Genomic DNA, 14,664 nt, shown 5'->3' with positions numbered 1-14,664 from the left:
GGCCGGCCCCGAGTCTATCTCCTCGATCTTTGGACAGTTGTCAGAGAAAATCTTGACGAGTGTCCAAATCTCGCTAGTGTGTGACCCACGGTGCACGCTCCGCGCCCGCCCGCAGGTACTCGAGCGGCGGCGGATCAGCGATCTCAAGGAGGAGATTTCCGATGACGAGTTACGACTTGACCGGCAGAAAAGCGCTGGTCACCGGAGGTGCACGAGGGCTGGGCGCCGGGATGGCCGAGGCGCTCGCGAAAGCCGGAGCGGCCGTCGCTGTCGGTGACGTACTCGAGGACGTCGGCAAGGAGACCGTGCAGTCGCTGCGCGACGCGGGCGCGACCGCCGAGTTCGTGCCGCTCGACGTGACCGACGACGCGAGCTGGGCCGAGGCCGTCGCCAACACCTGCACCTCGCTCGGCGGGCTGGACCTGGTGGTCAACAACGCCGGCGTGGAGATCACCAGCCTCATCGCCGACCTCGACCCGGCCGGGCTGCGCACGATGCTCGACGTCAACGTGCTCGGCACAGCGCTCGGCCTCAAGCACGCGTTCCGCACCATGCGCCCCGGCGGCGCCGCGGGCAACGGCGGCTCGGTCGTCAACATCGCCTCCGTCGCCGCGACCATCGCGTTTCCCGGCATCGCCGGCTACTCCGCGACGAAGTCCGCGATCGACCGGCTCACCAGGGTCGGCGCGGCCGAGTCCGGCAAGCTCGGCTACGGGGTGCGCGTCAACTGCATCTACCCCGGGCTGACGCCGACAGTGATGGGCAACCAGCTCGCCGTCGACTGCGCTGAGCTCGGCCTCTTCCCGTCCCCCGAGGAAGCCGCGGCGGCCGTCGTCGGGCTCACCCCGCAGGGCCGCCTCGGCCAGGTGGACGACATGGCCGACGCCGTGGTGTTCCTGTCCTCCGACGCCGCCAAGTACATCACCGGGGCGGGTCTTCCCGTCGACGGCGGCATGGGCATGTGACCGGGTTTCCACTGGGACGAAAGGAAAAGATTCATGGCTACTGACAAGCCTGTCGTCGTCTACGGCGCTTCCGGCTACACCGGAAGGCTCATCTGCGAGTACCTGCGCGAGTACAACATCCCGTTCCTGGCCGCGGGCCGCGACCAGAAGCGCGTCCAGGAAGCCGTCGCCGCGGTGCCCGGCATCGAGACCGTCGAGCACGAGGTCGTGGAGGTCGCGCACGACGTCGACTCGCTGACCGAGCAGTTCCGCGGCGCCAAGGTCGTGCTGAACACGGTGGGCCCGTTCGCCAGGTACGGGCACGAGGTGGCGCAGGCCTGCCTGAACATCGGCGCGCACTACACCGACACCAACGGCGAGCAGAACTGGATGATCGACGCCGACGAGCGCTACGGCTCCGAGTTCGCCGCGCAGGGCCTCGTGCTCACGCCGGGGCTGGCGCAGATGTACACCATCGGCGAGATCGCGGCCAACATCTGTCTGGAGACGCCCGGCCTCGACACCCTCGACATCCAGGTGTTCTGGAAGGGCTACCCGACGGTCGCGTCCACGAACACGATCCTGACCAACGCCGCGTTCGCCAAGGCCTACTACCTGGAGCAGAACGAGTACGTGGAATGGCCGGCCGACGGCGGCCTCTACGAGCTGGTGGTGCCCGGGCAGCACGAGCTCGGCCTGGCACTGCCGTGGGGCGGAACGTCGCATCCGCTGTGGTTCAAGAAGGACCCGAGGGTGGCGAACGTGCGGGCGCTCGGCGGTGTGTTCAACCGGCCGTTGATGCTCGGCGTCCCCCAGATCGTCGAGGCCGCGCTCGCCCAGATGGAGGGCGCGTCGCTCGAGGAGAAGTACCGGATCATCGACGACGTCTCGGCCCAGGTGCGCAACGAGATGCCGCCGAGGGAGAACCCTCGCATCAACACCTCGCTCGACTCCGTGTACGCCTCGGGTCCGCTGGGCCGCGCGCACTGCGTCATCCACGGCAACTGCAACTACAAGCAGACCGCTGTGCTCAACGCGCACGCGGCGGCGCACCTGCTGCAGGAACAGCCCCGGCGGGTCGGGTTCGCCTCCAGCTGCCAGGCCTTCGGGCACCGCGAGCTGCTCGGCACGTTGCGCGCCTTCGGACTCGTGCTCGACCCGATCCTGGAAGTCCACCACTGATCTCCGGTGCCGGCCGTCGCAGGGGGCGGCCGGCACCGGCCGGCAACTACAGCGAGGTAGCAGTGCGGCTCACCGACTATCTGGACAAGGGCGTCTCACTCGGCGGCGACGCCGCCTGCCTGACCACCGACGGTGTCTCGGTGACCTACACCGAGGTGCAGCGCTCGACCCGGCGGATCGCGGCCGCGCTGCACGCCTCCGGCATCGAGCCCGGCGAGCGGGTCGCCGTGCTCTCGGCGAACGACCCGCTCGCCCTCACGTGCGTGTTCGGCATCTCCAGGGCCGGAGCGGTGTGGTGCCCGGTGAACCCGCGCAACGAAGCCGAGGAGAACCGGCAGCTGCTCGACCTGTTCGGCTGCCGGTGCCTGTTCTTCCAGGAGCGTTTCGCCCCGCTGGTGCTGCGGATCCGTGACGCGCTGCCGCACCTGACCACGCTGGTGTGTCTCGACGGCGAGGTGGAGGGCGCGATCCCGTTCGCCGAGTGGATCGAGCGCGGCGCGGGCACGTCGGTCGACGTCGCCAGCCGGGACGACGAGCTGTGCATGCTCGCCGGAACCGGCGGCACCACTGGCTCTCCGAAGGGGGTGCGGCTGACCGGGCACAACCTGGAGACGGCGACCGCGCTGACGCTGATGAGCTACCCGTTCGGCGAGCGACCGCGCTACCTCGCGCTGGCCCCGCTGACGCACTCGGCCGGAGTCCTCACCTTCCCGGTCATGTCCCTCGGCGGCGAGGTCGTGATCATGCCGAGCCCGGACCTCGGCGAGTTCCTGCGCCTGATCGAACACCATCGCATCACGCACGCGTTCCTGCCACCGACGGTGATCTACGGATTGCTGGACCACCCCGATCTCGACTCCACGGATCTCAGTTCGCTGCGCTGCCTCTGGTACGGCGCGGCGCCGATGTCGCCGACCCGGCTGGAGGAGGCGCTGAGGCGGATCGGCCCGGTACTGGGCCAGCTGTTCGGGCAGACCGAGGCGCCCAACATGGTCTCCACGCTCGCTCCGGCCGACCACTTCCGCGCGGATGGATCCGTTGCCACGGAACGACTGTCGTCCGCGGGCAAGCCGAGTCCGCTGACGCAGGTGGCGGTGATGGACAAGGCGGGCGCGCTGCTGCCGAGGGGCGAACGCGGCGAGATCGTGGTGCGTGGCCCGCTCGTGATGGCGGGCTACCACGAGAACCCCGAGGCCACCGCCGAGGTGGGCAGGCACGGCTGGCACCACACGGGCGACATCGGCTACCTCGACGAGGACAACTACCTCTACCTCGTCGACCGCGCCAAGGACATGATCATCACCGGCGGCTTCAACGTGTACTCGGCCGAGGTGGAACAGGCCCTGCTGGCGCATCCGGCGGTGCAGGACAGCGCGGTGGTCGGGCTGGCGGACGACAAGTGGGGCGAACGGGTGACGGCGGTCGTCCAGCTGCGCCCCGGCCAGGCCACGGACTCCGACGAGCTGATCGCGTTCGTCAAGCAACGGCTGGGCAGCGTGAAGGCACCGAAGCAGGTCGAGATCTGGCCGGACCTGCCGCGCTCGAAGATCGGCAAGGTGCTCAAGACCGACATCAGGGCCCGGCTGACCGGCTGAGCCGCGGCGGAACCTCACCTGGCCGCGGCTCGTTGGGTACGCGTGATCGCGGCATTCGAGTGGAGCATCCCGGGGTCGGTGATCCTGCTGATCGCCGTGGCCACCTTCGAGTCGCTGCGCCACCGGCGGCGCAAGCGCCGGGGCACACCGCTCGCGACCACCTACGTCAACGAGTTCACCGCGCTGTTCTACGGCACCAAGCGGATGGAACTCGACCACCGCGACTCGATGTCGATGATGCGCGACGAGGACGCCCAGGGAGCGACGCCGAACGGCGTCGACCTCGATCGCGGCGTCGTGGTGCTGCCGCAGGACCGGCGAGAAAGGCCATGACCCCGGAGAAGCACCTCGTCTACTGCCGCATCGAACGGACAGGGGCCGTATTGTTGCTCCGTCGCGAGGCGGGCACCTTTCTCGGCGGCAGCTGGGAGCTACCCGGCGGCACCGTCGAAGCGGGTGAGCCGCCGGAGGCCGCCGCGGTGCGCGAGGTCGCCGAGGAGACCGGGCTGGCCGTCAGCGTCGGCCGCGAGGTCGGCCGGTTCAGCTGGATGGACGTGACCGGCAGGGACCTGCGTGTGCACGCCACCGTCTACATGGCACACGAGACCGAGAGCGCCGAGGTGGTGCTCAACCCGGCCGAGCACGACGCGCACGCGTGGCTGCGGCCAGCGGAGGCCGTACGGCTCGGGCTGGCGGCGCACTTCCTGCAATCGGTCAGCACCCCTGGGTAGCGTCGGGCCGATGACACACCTGATCCGCGAGGCGACATCCGGCGACCTGGAACCCGCCGTCGAGACCCTGCGCACCGCGTTCGCCGACTACCCGTTCACCCGCCACACCCTCGCCGCCGACGACCACCTCGACCGGCTCGCCGACATGCAACGCCTGTTCCTCGCCCGGATCGGCATACCGCACGGGCGGGTGTGGGTGAGCGACGATGCCGACGCCGTCGCGGTCTGGACCACACCGGACTCGACGGGGATCGCGGACGTCTTCGCCGAGCTGGCCCCCGAACTGGGCCGGATCGCGGGCGACCGGGCCGAGATCTCGGCCCGTACGGAAGCCGCACTGGCACCGCACCGGCCCACCACGCCCACATGGTTCCTCGCCACGGTCGGCGTCCGGCCGGACAGCCAGGGCAGGGGGCTCGGCAAGGCCGTCATCGAGCCGGGACTGCGCGAGGCCGACGCCGCGGGGTCTGTGGCGTTCCTGGAGACCTCGCTGGAGGGCAACGTCGCGCTCTACCGCAAGCTCGGTTTCGAGGCGGTCGCCGAGGTGGACCTGCCCGACGACGGCCCGAGGACGTGGGCCATGCGCAGGGAACCCGCCTAGCGCACCACGGCGCCGAGCGCGGCGACGCCCTCCTCGATCTCGCTCACCGAGTTCGCCGCGTAGCCGAGCACCAGGCCCGGCGTCGCACCCGGGCTTCGACCGTCAGGCGATGACCTTGCCGGGGTTGAGGATCCCGTGCGGGTCGAGCGCGGCCTTGACGGCGCGGTGCAGGTCGAGCACGGGCGCGTCGAGTTCGCCGGCGAGGCCGTCGCGCTTGAGCAGGCCCACGCCGTGTTCGCCGGTGACCGTACCGCCGAGGTCGAGCGCGTCGGCGATGATCTCGTGGAACGCCGCCTGCGCCCTGGCCCTGGCGTCGTCGTCGCCGGGCGGGGTGATGAGCAGCGGGTGCAGGTTGCCGTCGCCCGCGTGCGCGATGTTGGCGATCAGCGTGTCGTGGCGGCGCGCCGAGGCCTCGATGCGCGCGAGCATCTCCGGCACGGCGGCCTTCGGCACGCACACGTCCTCGGTGAGCACCGGGCCGAGCCGCTCCAGCGCGGGATAGGCCAGGCGGCGCGCCGCGAACAGCGCGTCGGCCTCCTCCTGGTCGGTCGAGCGCGCGGCCCAGGTCGCACCGTTCGACTCGAAGCACTCCAGCATCGCCTCGGCCTCGCGCTCGCCAGCGGCGCCGGGCGCGTCGGTGCGCCCGAGCAGCACCACGTCGGCGTCCACGGTCAGGCCCATGTTCTTCCACTCGTCGACGGCGGCGAGGCAGTGCCGGTCGATGAGCTCCAGCGCCGAGGGCGTGAGTCCCGCCGCGCCGACGGCCGCCACCGCGCGCCCGGCGTCGACGACCGACGAGAAGTACCCGGCCACCGTGTGCTCGGGCTCGCGCAGCGGGCGCAGCCGCACGGTCACCTCGGTGATCACGCCGAGCGTGCCCTCCGAGCCGACCATCAGCCCGGCGAGGTCGTACCCGGCGACGCCCTTGGCCGTGCGCCTGCCGAGCCGCACCAGCTCGCCCGTACCGGTCACCACCTGCAGCCCCAGCACGTAGTCGCGGGTCACGCCGTACTTCACGCAGCACAGTCCGCCCGCGTTGGTGGCGACGTTGCCGCCGATCGTCGACCACGGCGCGCTCGCCGGGTCCGGCGGATACCAGAGTCCCTGTTCGGCGCAGGCCGCGCGCAGGTCATCGTTCACCACTCCCGGCTCCACCACGGCGAGCCGCTCGGTGGCGTCGATCTCGCGGATCGCCGAGAGCTGCTCGGTGGACAGCACGACTCCGCCGTCCACCGCGTTGGCGCCGCCCGACAGTCCGGTTCCCGCGCCTCTCGGCACCAGCGGGACCCGGTGGCGCAGGCAGGCCCGCACGACCGTCCTGACCTCCTCGGCGGTGTGCGGGCGGAGAACCACGACCGGATTGCCGTGCGGGGCCCACTCGGCCTCGTCGTGCACGTAGCCCGAGGCGACGTCCGGGTCCTCCACCAGGCGATCGGCAGGCAGCTCGGTCCTGAGGTCGTCGATCAGCATGTCCGCAGGCTACGTCTCCCGTGCGGTCTCACGCGCAGCCCGAAGGGCAACACGGCCGCCACCACCAGGCCGAGCACGAGTGCGGCGGGCAGGCCGGCCGCGGCCCACGCGGCGTAGAGCAGCAGGCCAGCCAGGTCGGTGCCGAGCCCGGCGACCGACGTGACCGTGGCCCGTGCCGCGCCGTCGATGCGCTCCTGCAGCCTGGCTCCCGCCACCACGAGCACCGCCCGGTAGCCCGCGTAGAACAGGGCGACCAGCGCGAGGCTCGCCGGGACCGCGAGCGCTCCCGCGACGGCGAACAGCAGCAGCCCGGTCAGCAGCACCAGGGCGAGCGAGCCCGGACGGAGCCGCTCGATCCGGCCAGCGAGCGCCGCGCCCGCAGCACCGGCGAGGGGAATCGTCACCACGGCGAGCGGGATGGCGTCGGCAGGCACGTGCCAGTCCCTGGCCAGCAGGGGGAAGTACTCCTCGATGCCATCCAGCGAGGTCAGCAGCGCCACCGCCAGCACGGCGCCGCGCACGGTGGGACTGCGCAGCGCTTCCACGACCCCGGTTCGCAGGGCCGTGAGGTAGCCGAGCTCGTCTCCGTCCTCTTCGGACTCCTCGCGCGGCGGCTCCGGCAGGCGCGAGGCGACGACCGCGGCCGCGAGGCACGTGCCGACACTGGCCCAGCCGACGAGCGCGAACCCACCGAGGGGGAACAGCACGGCCGCCGCGACGGCCGCGGGGATCTGCGCGATCAGCTCGAACGCGTTGACCTGGCCGTACAACCTCGCGAAGTGCTCGCGCGCGCCGACGGCGGCGAGGCCGTCGTAGAGCAGCGCCTCCAGCGAACCGGACACCAGCGATGCGCCGATCCCCCACAGCACGAACCCGGCGGCGAACGCGGTGAACCCGGGAAACGCCGTCCACAACACGTAGCCGGCCGCCTGGAGCACCCCGCCCGCGACGAGCGCGCCGCGGCGCGAGAACCGGTCGGCGAGCGCACCCGAGGGCACCTCGACGGCGACGCCGACGACGGACCAGATGGCGAACAGCGCCGAGATCTCGGCGTCGGAGAGCCCCGTGTCGGCGAACAGCAGCGCGTACAGCGGGTACAGCGGCACGAGGTCGGCGAGCAGCGCCCAGAGCCGGATCAGCCTGGCGAAGGGGCGCGCGGCGCCGGGAAGCGGTGTCCTCGGTGTCCTCGGTGTCCTCGGTGTCCTACGTCAAAGGAACGGCATACCGCGAGACTAGCGGGATCCGGGGCCGGTGTCGCCCGGTTTCGCATCGCCCTACCTTCGGCCCCACGCCCCGGCGCCGCATCTGAGGCACACTGCGAACCATGCCTCTGCCGCAGGGACTCGCCCGCTTCAACCGCGTCGTCACCAACCGCATCGCGCGCACGGGCGCGGGCCGCCTACCGGGCTTCGGCATCCTCGTGCACCGGGGCCGCAGGTCGGGCCGCACCTACCGCACCCCGCTCAACGTCTTCCGCGTCCGCGGCGGCTTCGTCATCGCGCTCACCTACGGACCCGGCACCGACTGGGTGCGCAACGTGCTGGCCGAGGGCCACTGCGAGCTCGAGACCAGGGGCCGCACGGTGCGGCTGGTGCGGCCCCGCGTCGTGCACGACGAGCGCAGGGGCGCGATCCCGCAGCCCGCGAGGACGGTCCTCGGCGCGCTGAACGTGCACGACCTGCTCTACCTGGCCGAGGACTCCTGAACCCGCGAGCTACTTCGTGATGCCCGTGATGGCCCGCACCACCGCCATGCACTGGTTCTCGACGTAGTCCAGCCCGGCCTCCTCGGCGATGCGCCGTGCCTCGGCGGAGGCGATGCCCTGCTGCAGCCACAGCGCCTTCGCACCGATCCGCACGGCCTCGCGCGCCACGGCGGGAGTCTCGGCCGACGGGCGGAAGACGTTCACCATGTCCACAGCGTCCGGGATGTCGGACAGCGAGCGGTACACGCGCTCGCCGAGCAGCTCGTCGGCCGTCGGGTTCACCGGGATCACGCGGAACCCGGCAGCCTGCATCGCGGCGGGCACCGAGTGTGCCGACTTGGCCGGGTGCCTGCTCAGTCCCACCACGGCGATCGTCTTCGAGTCCCGGAGAATGCGCTCCGCTGTGTCGTCCATACCGCCATTGTGCGTCAGCGGTGAATCATTTCCGGTACCAGCGGGGAGAGGTGTTGAGCGGCGGGCTCAGCTCGGCACTCACCACCAGCACGTTCGGCTCGTCGGCGCGCGTGAACTCGCGCAGCAACCGGCGAAAGGCCCTGCCGAAGCCGTCGACGCGATCGGCGTAGACACCGAACGACTTGGCCAGGCCCACGAAGTCGGGGTTCACCAGGTCGACGCCCCGGTGCGGCAGCCCGGCCCGGGTCTGGTCGTAGCGCAGCATGCCGTAGCCGCCGTCGTCGACGATCACGACCGTGACCGGCAGGTTCTCCTGCACCGCCGTGGCCAGCTCCCCCACGCCGTAGAGGAACCCGCCGTCGCCGGTCACGCACACGGCCCTGCCCTGCTCGGCCGCGGCGACGCCGAGCGAGGCGGGGAAGCCGAAGCCGAGCGTGCCCCAGCCCATCGGGTAGGCGAGCTTGCGGGGCGCGGCGACGCGGTAGAACCCGCCGACCCAGTAGCCGGCCACGCACATGTCCGACACCAGCACCGATCCGTCGGGCAGCGTTTCCCCCAGTGCGGCAAGGAACTCCGCGGCCTGCGGCTCCTCCTTGCGCACCCGGCGGCGCACCCGCACCTCGATCTCGTCGAGCCTGCGCGTGAGCGCGTCGATGCCCGGCCTCGGCGTGAGCCCCACCAGCAGGCGCTCCACGACCTCGCGGGCGTCGCCGCGCAGCAACAGGTCCGGCGGGTAGTTCTTGGCGGCGTCGGCGGAGTCGATGTTGACGGCGATCAGCCTCGGCGGCTGCGGCATCCGCCAGTTCTGCGTCATCAGGCCGTCGAAGTCGGTACCGACGGCGAGCACGACGTCGGCCTCGTCCCACAGCGCTCCGACCTCCGGCGCGTGCACCGGGTTCGACGCGCGGCACGGGTGGTCGGGCGGCACGATGCCGCGCGCACCGAACGTGGTGATGATCGGAGCCGCGACCGTCTCGGCGAGCTGGCCGATGGCCTCGCCCGCGCCGGAACGCAGCGCACCGCCGCCGACCCAGATCAACGGCCGCGTCGCGGTGGAGAGCACCTGACGCGCCCGCTCGAGGTCGGCGATGTCGAGTGCGTGCAGCAGTTCGGTCGGCTCGGCATCGGCCCGGTCGAGGCAGTCGGTGCTCAGGAAGTCGGTGGGGATGCCGACGTAGACGGGCCCGCTCTGCGCGCGCAGGGACAGGCGCGCCGCGGTGCGCACGGTGGAGGCGATCTCGTCGGGATGCTCGACGGTGAACCCGGCCTTGGTGACCGGGGCGAACATGCCCTGCTGGTCGCTGGTCTCGTGCAGCACGCCCCGCGTGACACCCGGCCTGCGCAACGTGGAGGGGATGTCGGTGGCGATCACCAGCACCGGCGAGGCCGACGCCATCGCCTCGCCGACCGCGGCGAGCGTGTTCGCCGCGCCGGGGCCAGTGGTGACCACGGCGACGCCGAGCCTGCCGGTGGTGCGCGCGTAACCGTCGGCCGCGAACGCCGCCGCCTGTTCGTGCCGCACGCCGACGAGCCTGATCCCCCGCTCCGACAGTGCGTCCCAGACCGGGAGGTTGTGTACCCCGGGCAGGCCGAACGCGACGTCGACCCCGACCTCGGTCAGTGCCGCGACGAGACGATGCGCTCCGGTCTGACCCACGCACAGAGGATACGGAAAACGTTCACCACTGTGGCGGCAGGACCTCCTCCGCGGGCGGCGGCCCCGGCGGCGTACCGTCGCCGAACGGCCTGCCACCCAGCGCTTCCCGCCCGTGCGGCGTCGCCCACGTCGAAAGGTCCGGACCTCTCGGCACGATCCGCATCGGGTTGATCTGCTCGTGCACCTGGTAGTAGTGCCGCTTGATGTGGTCGAAGTCGACGGTGTCGCCGAATCCGGGGGTCTGGAACAGATCGCGGGCGTAGGCCCACAGCACCGGCAGCTCGGCGAGCTTGTTCCGGTTGCACTTGAAGTGTCCGTGGTAGACGGCGTCGAAGCGCACGAGCGTGGTGAACAACCGGATGTCGGCCTCGGTGATGGTGTCACCGACGAGGTAGCGCTGCGACTCCAGCCGCCGCGACAACTCGTCCAGCCGGGTGAACAACCGGTGGTAGGCATCGTCGTAGGCGGCTTGCTTGCTCGCGAACCCCGCCTCGTACACGGCCGCGTTGACGTCGGCGTGGACCCCGCGGTTGACCTCGTCGATCTCGTCGCGCAGCGGTTCGGGGTACAGCTCCGGTGCGCCCTCGCGGTGATGGGCGGTCCATTCCGTCGACAGGTCCAGCGTGATCCGCGGATAATCGTTGGTCACCAGTTTGCCGCTGGGCACGTCCACCACGGCGGGCACGCTGATGCCGCCGGTGTAGTCGGGGTCGGCCTTCGCGTAGGCCTCGTTGAGGTAGTGGATCCCCAGCACGGGATCGACGTCGCCGGGGTCGAGCGTGAACCGCCAGCTGCGCTCGTCCTGGATCGGATCGGCGACCGCGAGCGACAGCACCGGCTCCAGCCCGAGCAGTCTGCGGACCACGAGCGCGCGGCTGGCCCACGGGCACGCCCTGCTGACCACCAGCCGGTACCGGTCCGGCTCCACCGGCCAGCCGTCCCTGCCGTCCTCGGTGATCCGATCGGCGAACCGGTTGGGGGCTCGATGAAACTCGCCGGTTTCCGGATCGGTCGGAATGGTCATGCCACCAACCGTAGTACGTAGACTCACCACACGGCGGACTCGAAAACCGCCTGCCGAGCGATGCGAGGGTGGCGGCGATGCCAATGATGCCTGTGACCGACTCGATGTTTCTGTTCATCGAGAGCAGGGAACACCCGATGCACGTCGGGGGCCTGCAGCTGTTCTCGAAACCGGACGGCGCCGGACCGGAGTATCTGAAGTCCCTGCGCGAGACGCTGATGGACGCCGACAACGTCCGCAGTCTGTTCCGGCGACGGCCGGCCCGGCCGGTGAACACGCGGGGGTTCCTCGCGTGGGCCGAGGACTCCGAGCTCGATCTCGACTACCACTTCCGGCACTCCGCGCTGCCGCAGCCGGGCCGGATCAGGGAGCTGCTCGAGCTCACGTCGCGCTGGCACGGCACGCTGCTCGACCGGCACCGGCCCCTCTGGGAGGTGCACCTCGTCGAGGGCCTCAATGACGGCCGCTTCGCCATGTACAGCAAGATCCACCACGCACTGATGGACGGCGTCTCGGCGCTGCAGCAGCTGCAGAGCACCCTCAGCGACGACCCGCTGGCGATGGACGGACCGCCGCCGTGGGGCTCGAAACGCGACGCGAAGCCCAGGCGGGGCAGGCCCGACCCGCTCTCGCTCGTGCGCGGCGCGGGCGGTGCCGCGCGCCAGCTCGCCACGGTCCCGCAGGCGGCGGCGAAGGTCGCGACCGAGGCGTTTCGCGAGCACACCCTGACCTTGCCGCTGCAGGCGCCGAAGACGATGTTCAACGTCTCGATCGGCGGGGCGCGGCGGTTCGCGGCGCAGTCGTGGCCGCTGGAGCGGGTGCGCAAGGTCGCCGCCTCGGCCGGGGTCTCGCGCAACGACGTGGTGCTGGCGATGTGCGCCGGAGCGCTGCGCGACTACCTCATCGAGCACCGCGCCCTGCCGGACGCGCCGCTCACGGCGATGGTCCCGGTGTCGCTGCGCAGCAGGCACGACTCGGGCGAGGCGTCGGGCAACCAGATCGGCGCGCTGCTGTGCAACCTCGGCACCGACCACTCCGACCCCGCGGAACGGCTCGCGGTGATCGCGCGGTCGATGGCCGACGGCAAGCGCCTGTTCAAGCAGCTGACGCCGTTGCAGGTGCTGCTGCTGTCCGCGGTGAACATCGCCCCGCTGGGCGCCTCACCGCTGCCTGGCTTCGCCAACAACACGCGCCCGCCGTTCAACATCGTGATCTCCAACGTGCCGGGGCCGCGCAAGCAGATGTACTGGAACGGCGCGGCGCTCGACGGCATCTACCCCGCCTCGGTGCTGCTCGACGGGCAGGCCCTCAACATCACGCTGACCAACAACGGCGACAACCTCGACTTCGGGATCACGGGCTGCAGGCGCAGCGTGCCGCACCTGCAGCGGCTGCTGATCCACCTCGACACCGCACTGGCCGAACTGGAGTACGCGGCAAAGTAGCGCCGCCCTCCAGACTGCGGTGAAGGGCACCTTTACCGCGTTCAATGCAGTAAAGGTGCCCTTCACCGCAGTCAACGAAGCGCGACCGCCCAACCTCCAAATAACTGTTTGACAGTGTGGTCGGGTGGCGCGACACTCGGCGGCATGCCCAGGAAGACCCCGCTCGACGACCTGCGCGTACTCGCGCACCCGCTGCGGCTGCGGATCCTCTCGCTGCTCACCGGCGCCCCGATGAGCGCGGCCGAGGCCGCCAGGGAGCTCGGCGAGAGCCAGGCCAACGTCAGCTACCACGTCCGCAGGCTCGCCGAGGCCGGGTTGCTCGAGGCCGTCGAGGAGGTCCGGATCCGGGGTGGCAGGGCCAAGCGCTACCGCCACGACCCCGAGAGCGGCACCGGGTTCCTGCAGCGCGAACCCGCCGAGGAGGCGTTGCTGCTGGCGTCGCTGGTCGAGGAGCTGCGCCGCCGGTCCGGTCACCGCGTCCCCGGCAAGCCCGCGTCGCTGACCGACGCGGAGCTGTGGGTCGACGAGCAAACGTGGGAGCAGGCCAGAGAACTGTCGTTGCGGCTCAGCGAGTGCCTGCACGACGCTGCCCAGCCGCCGAGGACGCCCGGCACCCAGCGGGTCAGCGCCACCGTGGCGCTGTTCGTACTCGGCGACGACCCAGAGCACGAGCGGTGAAGCCCGGACTGGGGGCGCCGCTGCGGCGGCACCGGGACTTCCGCGCGCTGCTCGCCGGGCGCACGGCGGCCGAGCTCGGCAACGCCATCGCGCCTGTCGCGCTCGCGTTCACGGTGCTCGACCTCACCGGATCGCTGACCGACCTGGGGCTCGTCGTGGGCGCGCGGTCGGTCGCCAACGTGCTGCTGCTGCTCGTCGGCGGCGTGCTCGCCGACCGGTTGCCACGCGGGGTGATCCTGCAGGGCACCGAGTACGCGGCGATGGCGACGCAGGCCCTGCTGGCCCTGAGTGTCCTCAGTGGACATGCTTCGATTCCGGTGCTGATCGCGCTCGCCGCCGTCAACGGAGCCGTCGCCGCGATGTCGCTGCCGGCCGCGGCCTCGCTCACCCCGCAGACGGTGTCGCCGGATCTACTCGCCCCGGCCAACGCGCTGGTGCGGATGGCGGCCAACACCGGCCGCATCACCGGCGCGGCGCTGGGTGGTGCGCTGATCGCCGCGACCGCGCCCGGGTGGGCGATGGTCGCGAACTCGGTCGTGTTCCTGGCCGCCGCGCTGGCCTACCGGCGCGTGCGCGTGCGTGGCCCCCGGCGCACCGAGCGCACGAACCCGCTGGCCGACCTCGCCGCCGGCTGGCGCGAGTTCAGCTCCCGCAGCTGGGTGTGGCTCGTGGTCGTGCAGTTCATGGTGGTCAACGCCGTGCTGGCGGGCTGCCTCGTGGTGCTCGGCCCCTCGGTCGCCGACGACACGTTCGGCCGGGCGGGCTGGGGCCTGGTGCTCGCCGCGAACACCGTGGGCGCGTTCGCGGGCGGAGTGCTCGCGGCGCGCTGGCAGCCGAAGCGGGCACTGCGCATCGGCGTCGCCGTCGCCGTCTTCGACGCCGTGCCGCTCGCCCTGCTCGCCGAACTGCCGCACGTCGTGCCGCTGGTCATCGCGATGTTCCTGGCCGGCGTCGCACTCGAACAGTTCGTGGTGGCGTGGGACGTGTCGCTGCAGGAGAACATCGCCGAGGACAAACTCGCGCGCGTGTACTCCTACGACATGCTCGGCTCGTTCATCGCGCTGCCGGTGGGCGAGGTGACAGCCGGCCCGCTCGCCGAGAGCGTCGGCGTCGAGGCGACGCTGCTCGGCGGAGCGGCCCTGCTGACCGTCGTCACACTGCTGGTGCTGCTGAGCCCGTCGATCCGCGGGCTGGAACGCAGACCTGTCCCCGCGTGAG

General features: G+C 71.3%; 15 protein-coding genes. 10 read left to right on the top strand and 5 right to left on the bottom strand.

What is annotated here, in order from left to right:
- Positions 1–161 precede the first annotated feature (161 nt).
- From JHE00_RS15870 to JHE00_RS15845, 6 genes are all read left to right on the top strand, one after another.
- Positions 162–965 (top strand): SDR family NAD(P)-dependent oxidoreductase, encoded by an 804-nt coding sequence (locus JHE00_RS15870; RefSeq protein WP_200318827.1) that lies wholly within the window; start codon positions 162–164, stop codon positions 963–965.
- A 33-nt stretch (positions 966–998) separates the two neighbouring features.
- Positions 999–2,126 (top strand): DUF5938 domain-containing protein, encoded by a 1,128-nt coding sequence (locus tag JHE00_RS15865; RefSeq protein WP_200318826.1) that lies wholly within the window; start codon positions 999–1,001, stop codon positions 2,124–2,126.
- 62 nt (positions 2,127–2,188) lie between these two features.
- A complete protein-coding gene (locus JHE00_RS15860) occupies positions 2,189–3,721 on the top strand; it encodes an acyl-CoA synthetase (RefSeq protein WP_200318825.1) in 1,533 nt (510 codons plus the stop codon).
- Between the two features lie 42 nt (positions 3,722–3,763).
- Positions 3,764–4,054, top strand: a complete 291-nt coding sequence (locus JHE00_RS15855) for a DUF6191 domain-containing protein (protein ID WP_200318824.1) — start codon at positions 3,764–3,766, stop codon at positions 4,052–4,054.
- A complete protein-coding gene (locus tag JHE00_RS15850) occupies positions 4,051–4,452 on the top strand; it encodes an NUDIX domain-containing protein (RefSeq protein WP_200318823.1) in 402 nt (133 codons plus the stop codon). The genes JHE00_RS15855 and JHE00_RS15850 overlap by 4 nt, the downstream gene beginning before the upstream one ends.
- Before the next feature lie 10 nt (positions 4,453–4,462).
- Complete coding sequence (locus JHE00_RS15845; protein WP_200318822.1) at positions 4,463–5,053, top strand: GNAT family N-acetyltransferase; 591 nt, start codon at positions 4,463–4,465, stop codon at positions 5,051–5,053.
- A gap of 102 nt (positions 5,054–5,155) precedes the next feature.
- Here the strand turns inward: JHE00_RS15845 and JHE00_RS15840 are convergent, their stop codons facing one another.
- Together JHE00_RS15840 and JHE00_RS15835 are read right to left on the bottom strand one after the other, a co-directional pair.
- The gene (locus JHE00_RS15840) at positions 5,156–6,523 is read right to left on the bottom strand and encodes an FAD-binding oxidoreductase (protein ID WP_200318821.1); all 1,368 of its coding nucleotides are present in this window, start codon (positions 6,521–6,523) and stop codon (positions 5,156–5,158) included.
- Positions 6,517–7,629 carry an MFS transporter gene (locus JHE00_RS15835; RefSeq protein WP_307831958.1) on the bottom strand — a complete coding sequence of 371 codons (1,113 nt, stop codon included), beginning with the start codon at positions 7,627–7,629 and terminating at the stop codon, positions 6,517–6,519. The genes JHE00_RS15840 and JHE00_RS15835 overlap by 7 nt, the downstream gene beginning before the upstream one ends.
- A gap of 218 nt (positions 7,630–7,847) precedes the next feature.
- Between JHE00_RS15835 and JHE00_RS15830 the strand changes: the two genes are divergently transcribed.
- On the top strand, positions 7,848–8,228 hold the full coding sequence (locus JHE00_RS15830; RefSeq protein ID WP_200318820.1) for a nitroreductase family deazaflavin-dependent oxidoreductase: 381 nt from the start codon (positions 7,848–7,850) through the stop codon (positions 8,226–8,228).
- Between the two features lie 9 nt (positions 8,229–8,237).
- Here JHE00_RS15830 and JHE00_RS15825 read toward each other — a convergent pair whose 3' ends face one another.
- Genes JHE00_RS15825 through JHE00_RS15815 form a run of 3 tightly spaced genes read right to left on the bottom strand, consistent with a single transcriptional unit; the run spans position 8,238 to position 11,323 of the window.
- Complete coding sequence (locus JHE00_RS15825) at positions 8,238–8,642, bottom strand: CoA-binding protein (protein WP_200318819.1); 405 nt, start codon at positions 8,640–8,642, stop codon at positions 8,238–8,240.
- Positions 8,643–8,667: 25 nt separating this feature from the next.
- On the bottom strand, positions 8,668–10,299 hold the full coding sequence (locus JHE00_RS15820) for a thiamine pyrophosphate-binding protein (protein WP_200318818.1): 1,632 nt from the start codon (positions 10,297–10,299) through the stop codon (positions 8,668–8,670).
- 22 nt (positions 10,300–10,321) lie between these two features.
- A complete protein-coding gene (locus JHE00_RS15815; RefSeq protein ID WP_200318817.1) occupies positions 10,322–11,323 on the bottom strand; it encodes a glutathione S-transferase family protein in 1,002 nt (333 codons plus the stop codon).
- Positions 11,324–11,400: 77 nt separating this feature from the next.
- Here JHE00_RS15815 and JHE00_RS15810 point away from each other — a divergent pair, with 77 nt between their 5' ends.
- The 3 genes from JHE00_RS15810 (at position 11,401) to JHE00_RS15800 (ending at position 14,663) form a co-directional block, all read left to right on the top strand.
- Entirely contained in the window at positions 11,401–12,768 is a 1,368-nt protein-coding gene (locus tag JHE00_RS15810; RefSeq protein ID WP_200318816.1) for a WS/DGAT/MGAT family O-acyltransferase, read from the top strand.
- Between the two features lie 144 nt (positions 12,769–12,912).
- On the top strand, positions 12,913–13,446 hold the full coding sequence (locus JHE00_RS15805; RefSeq protein ID WP_200318815.1) for an ArsR/SmtB family transcription factor: 534 nt from the start codon (positions 12,913–12,915) through the stop codon (positions 13,444–13,446).
- Complete coding sequence (locus JHE00_RS15800; protein ID WP_200318814.1) at positions 13,443–14,663, top strand: MFS transporter; 1,221 nt, start codon at positions 13,443–13,445, stop codon at positions 14,661–14,663. The genes JHE00_RS15805 and JHE00_RS15800 overlap by 4 nt, the downstream gene beginning before the upstream one ends.
- The last annotated feature ends 1 nt before the right edge of the window (position 14,664 follow it).

Origin of the sequence: Prauserella cavernicola (genome assembly GCF_016595675.1) — a bacterium.
GTDB classification, from domain to species: Bacteria; Actinomycetota; Actinomycetes; order Mycobacteriales; family Pseudonocardiaceae; genus Prauserella_A; species Prauserella_A cavernicola.
The sequence above is the reverse complement of the archived record's forward strand: the minus strand, read 5'-3'. Positions and strand labels throughout refer to the sequence as shown.

What these genes read in the sequence shown, in the direction of transcription:
- JHE00_RS15825 (WP_200318819.1), bottom strand. Translation starts at nt 8,642, where the DNA reads ATGGACGACACAGCGGAGCGCATTCTCCGGGACTCGAAGACGATCGCC.
- JHE00_RS15870 (WP_200318827.1), top strand. Translation starts at nt 162, where the DNA reads ATGACGAGTTACGACTTGACCGGCAGAAAAGCGCTGGTCACCGGAGGT.
- JHE00_RS15815 (WP_200318817.1), bottom strand. Translation starts at nt 11,323, where the DNA reads ATGACCATTCCGACCGATCCGGAAACCGGCGAGTTTCATCGAGCCCCC.
- JHE00_RS15830 (WP_200318820.1), top strand. Translation starts at nt 7,848, where the DNA reads ATGCCTCTGCCGCAGGGACTCGCCCGCTTCAACCGCGTCGTCACCAAC.
- JHE00_RS15805 (WP_200318815.1), top strand. Translation starts at nt 12,913, where the DNA reads ATGCCCAGGAAGACCCCGCTCGACGACCTGCGCGTACTCGCGCACCCG.
- JHE00_RS15865 (WP_200318826.1), top strand. Translation starts at nt 999, where the DNA reads ATGGCTACTGACAAGCCTGTCGTCGTCTACGGCGCTTCCGGCTACACC.
- JHE00_RS15850 (WP_200318823.1), top strand. Translation starts at nt 4,051, where the DNA reads ATGACCCCGGAGAAGCACCTCGTCTACTGCCGCATCGAACGGACAGGG.
- JHE00_RS15840 (WP_200318821.1), bottom strand. Translation starts at nt 6,523, where the DNA reads ATGCTGATCGACGACCTCAGGACCGAGCTGCCTGCCGATCGCCTGGTG.
- JHE00_RS15845 (WP_200318822.1), top strand. Translation starts at nt 4,463, where the DNA reads ATGACACACCTGATCCGCGAGGCGACATCCGGCGACCTGGAACCCGCC.
- JHE00_RS15810 (WP_200318816.1), top strand. Translation starts at nt 11,401, where the DNA reads ATGCCAATGATGCCTGTGACCGACTCGATGTTTCTGTTCATCGAGAGC.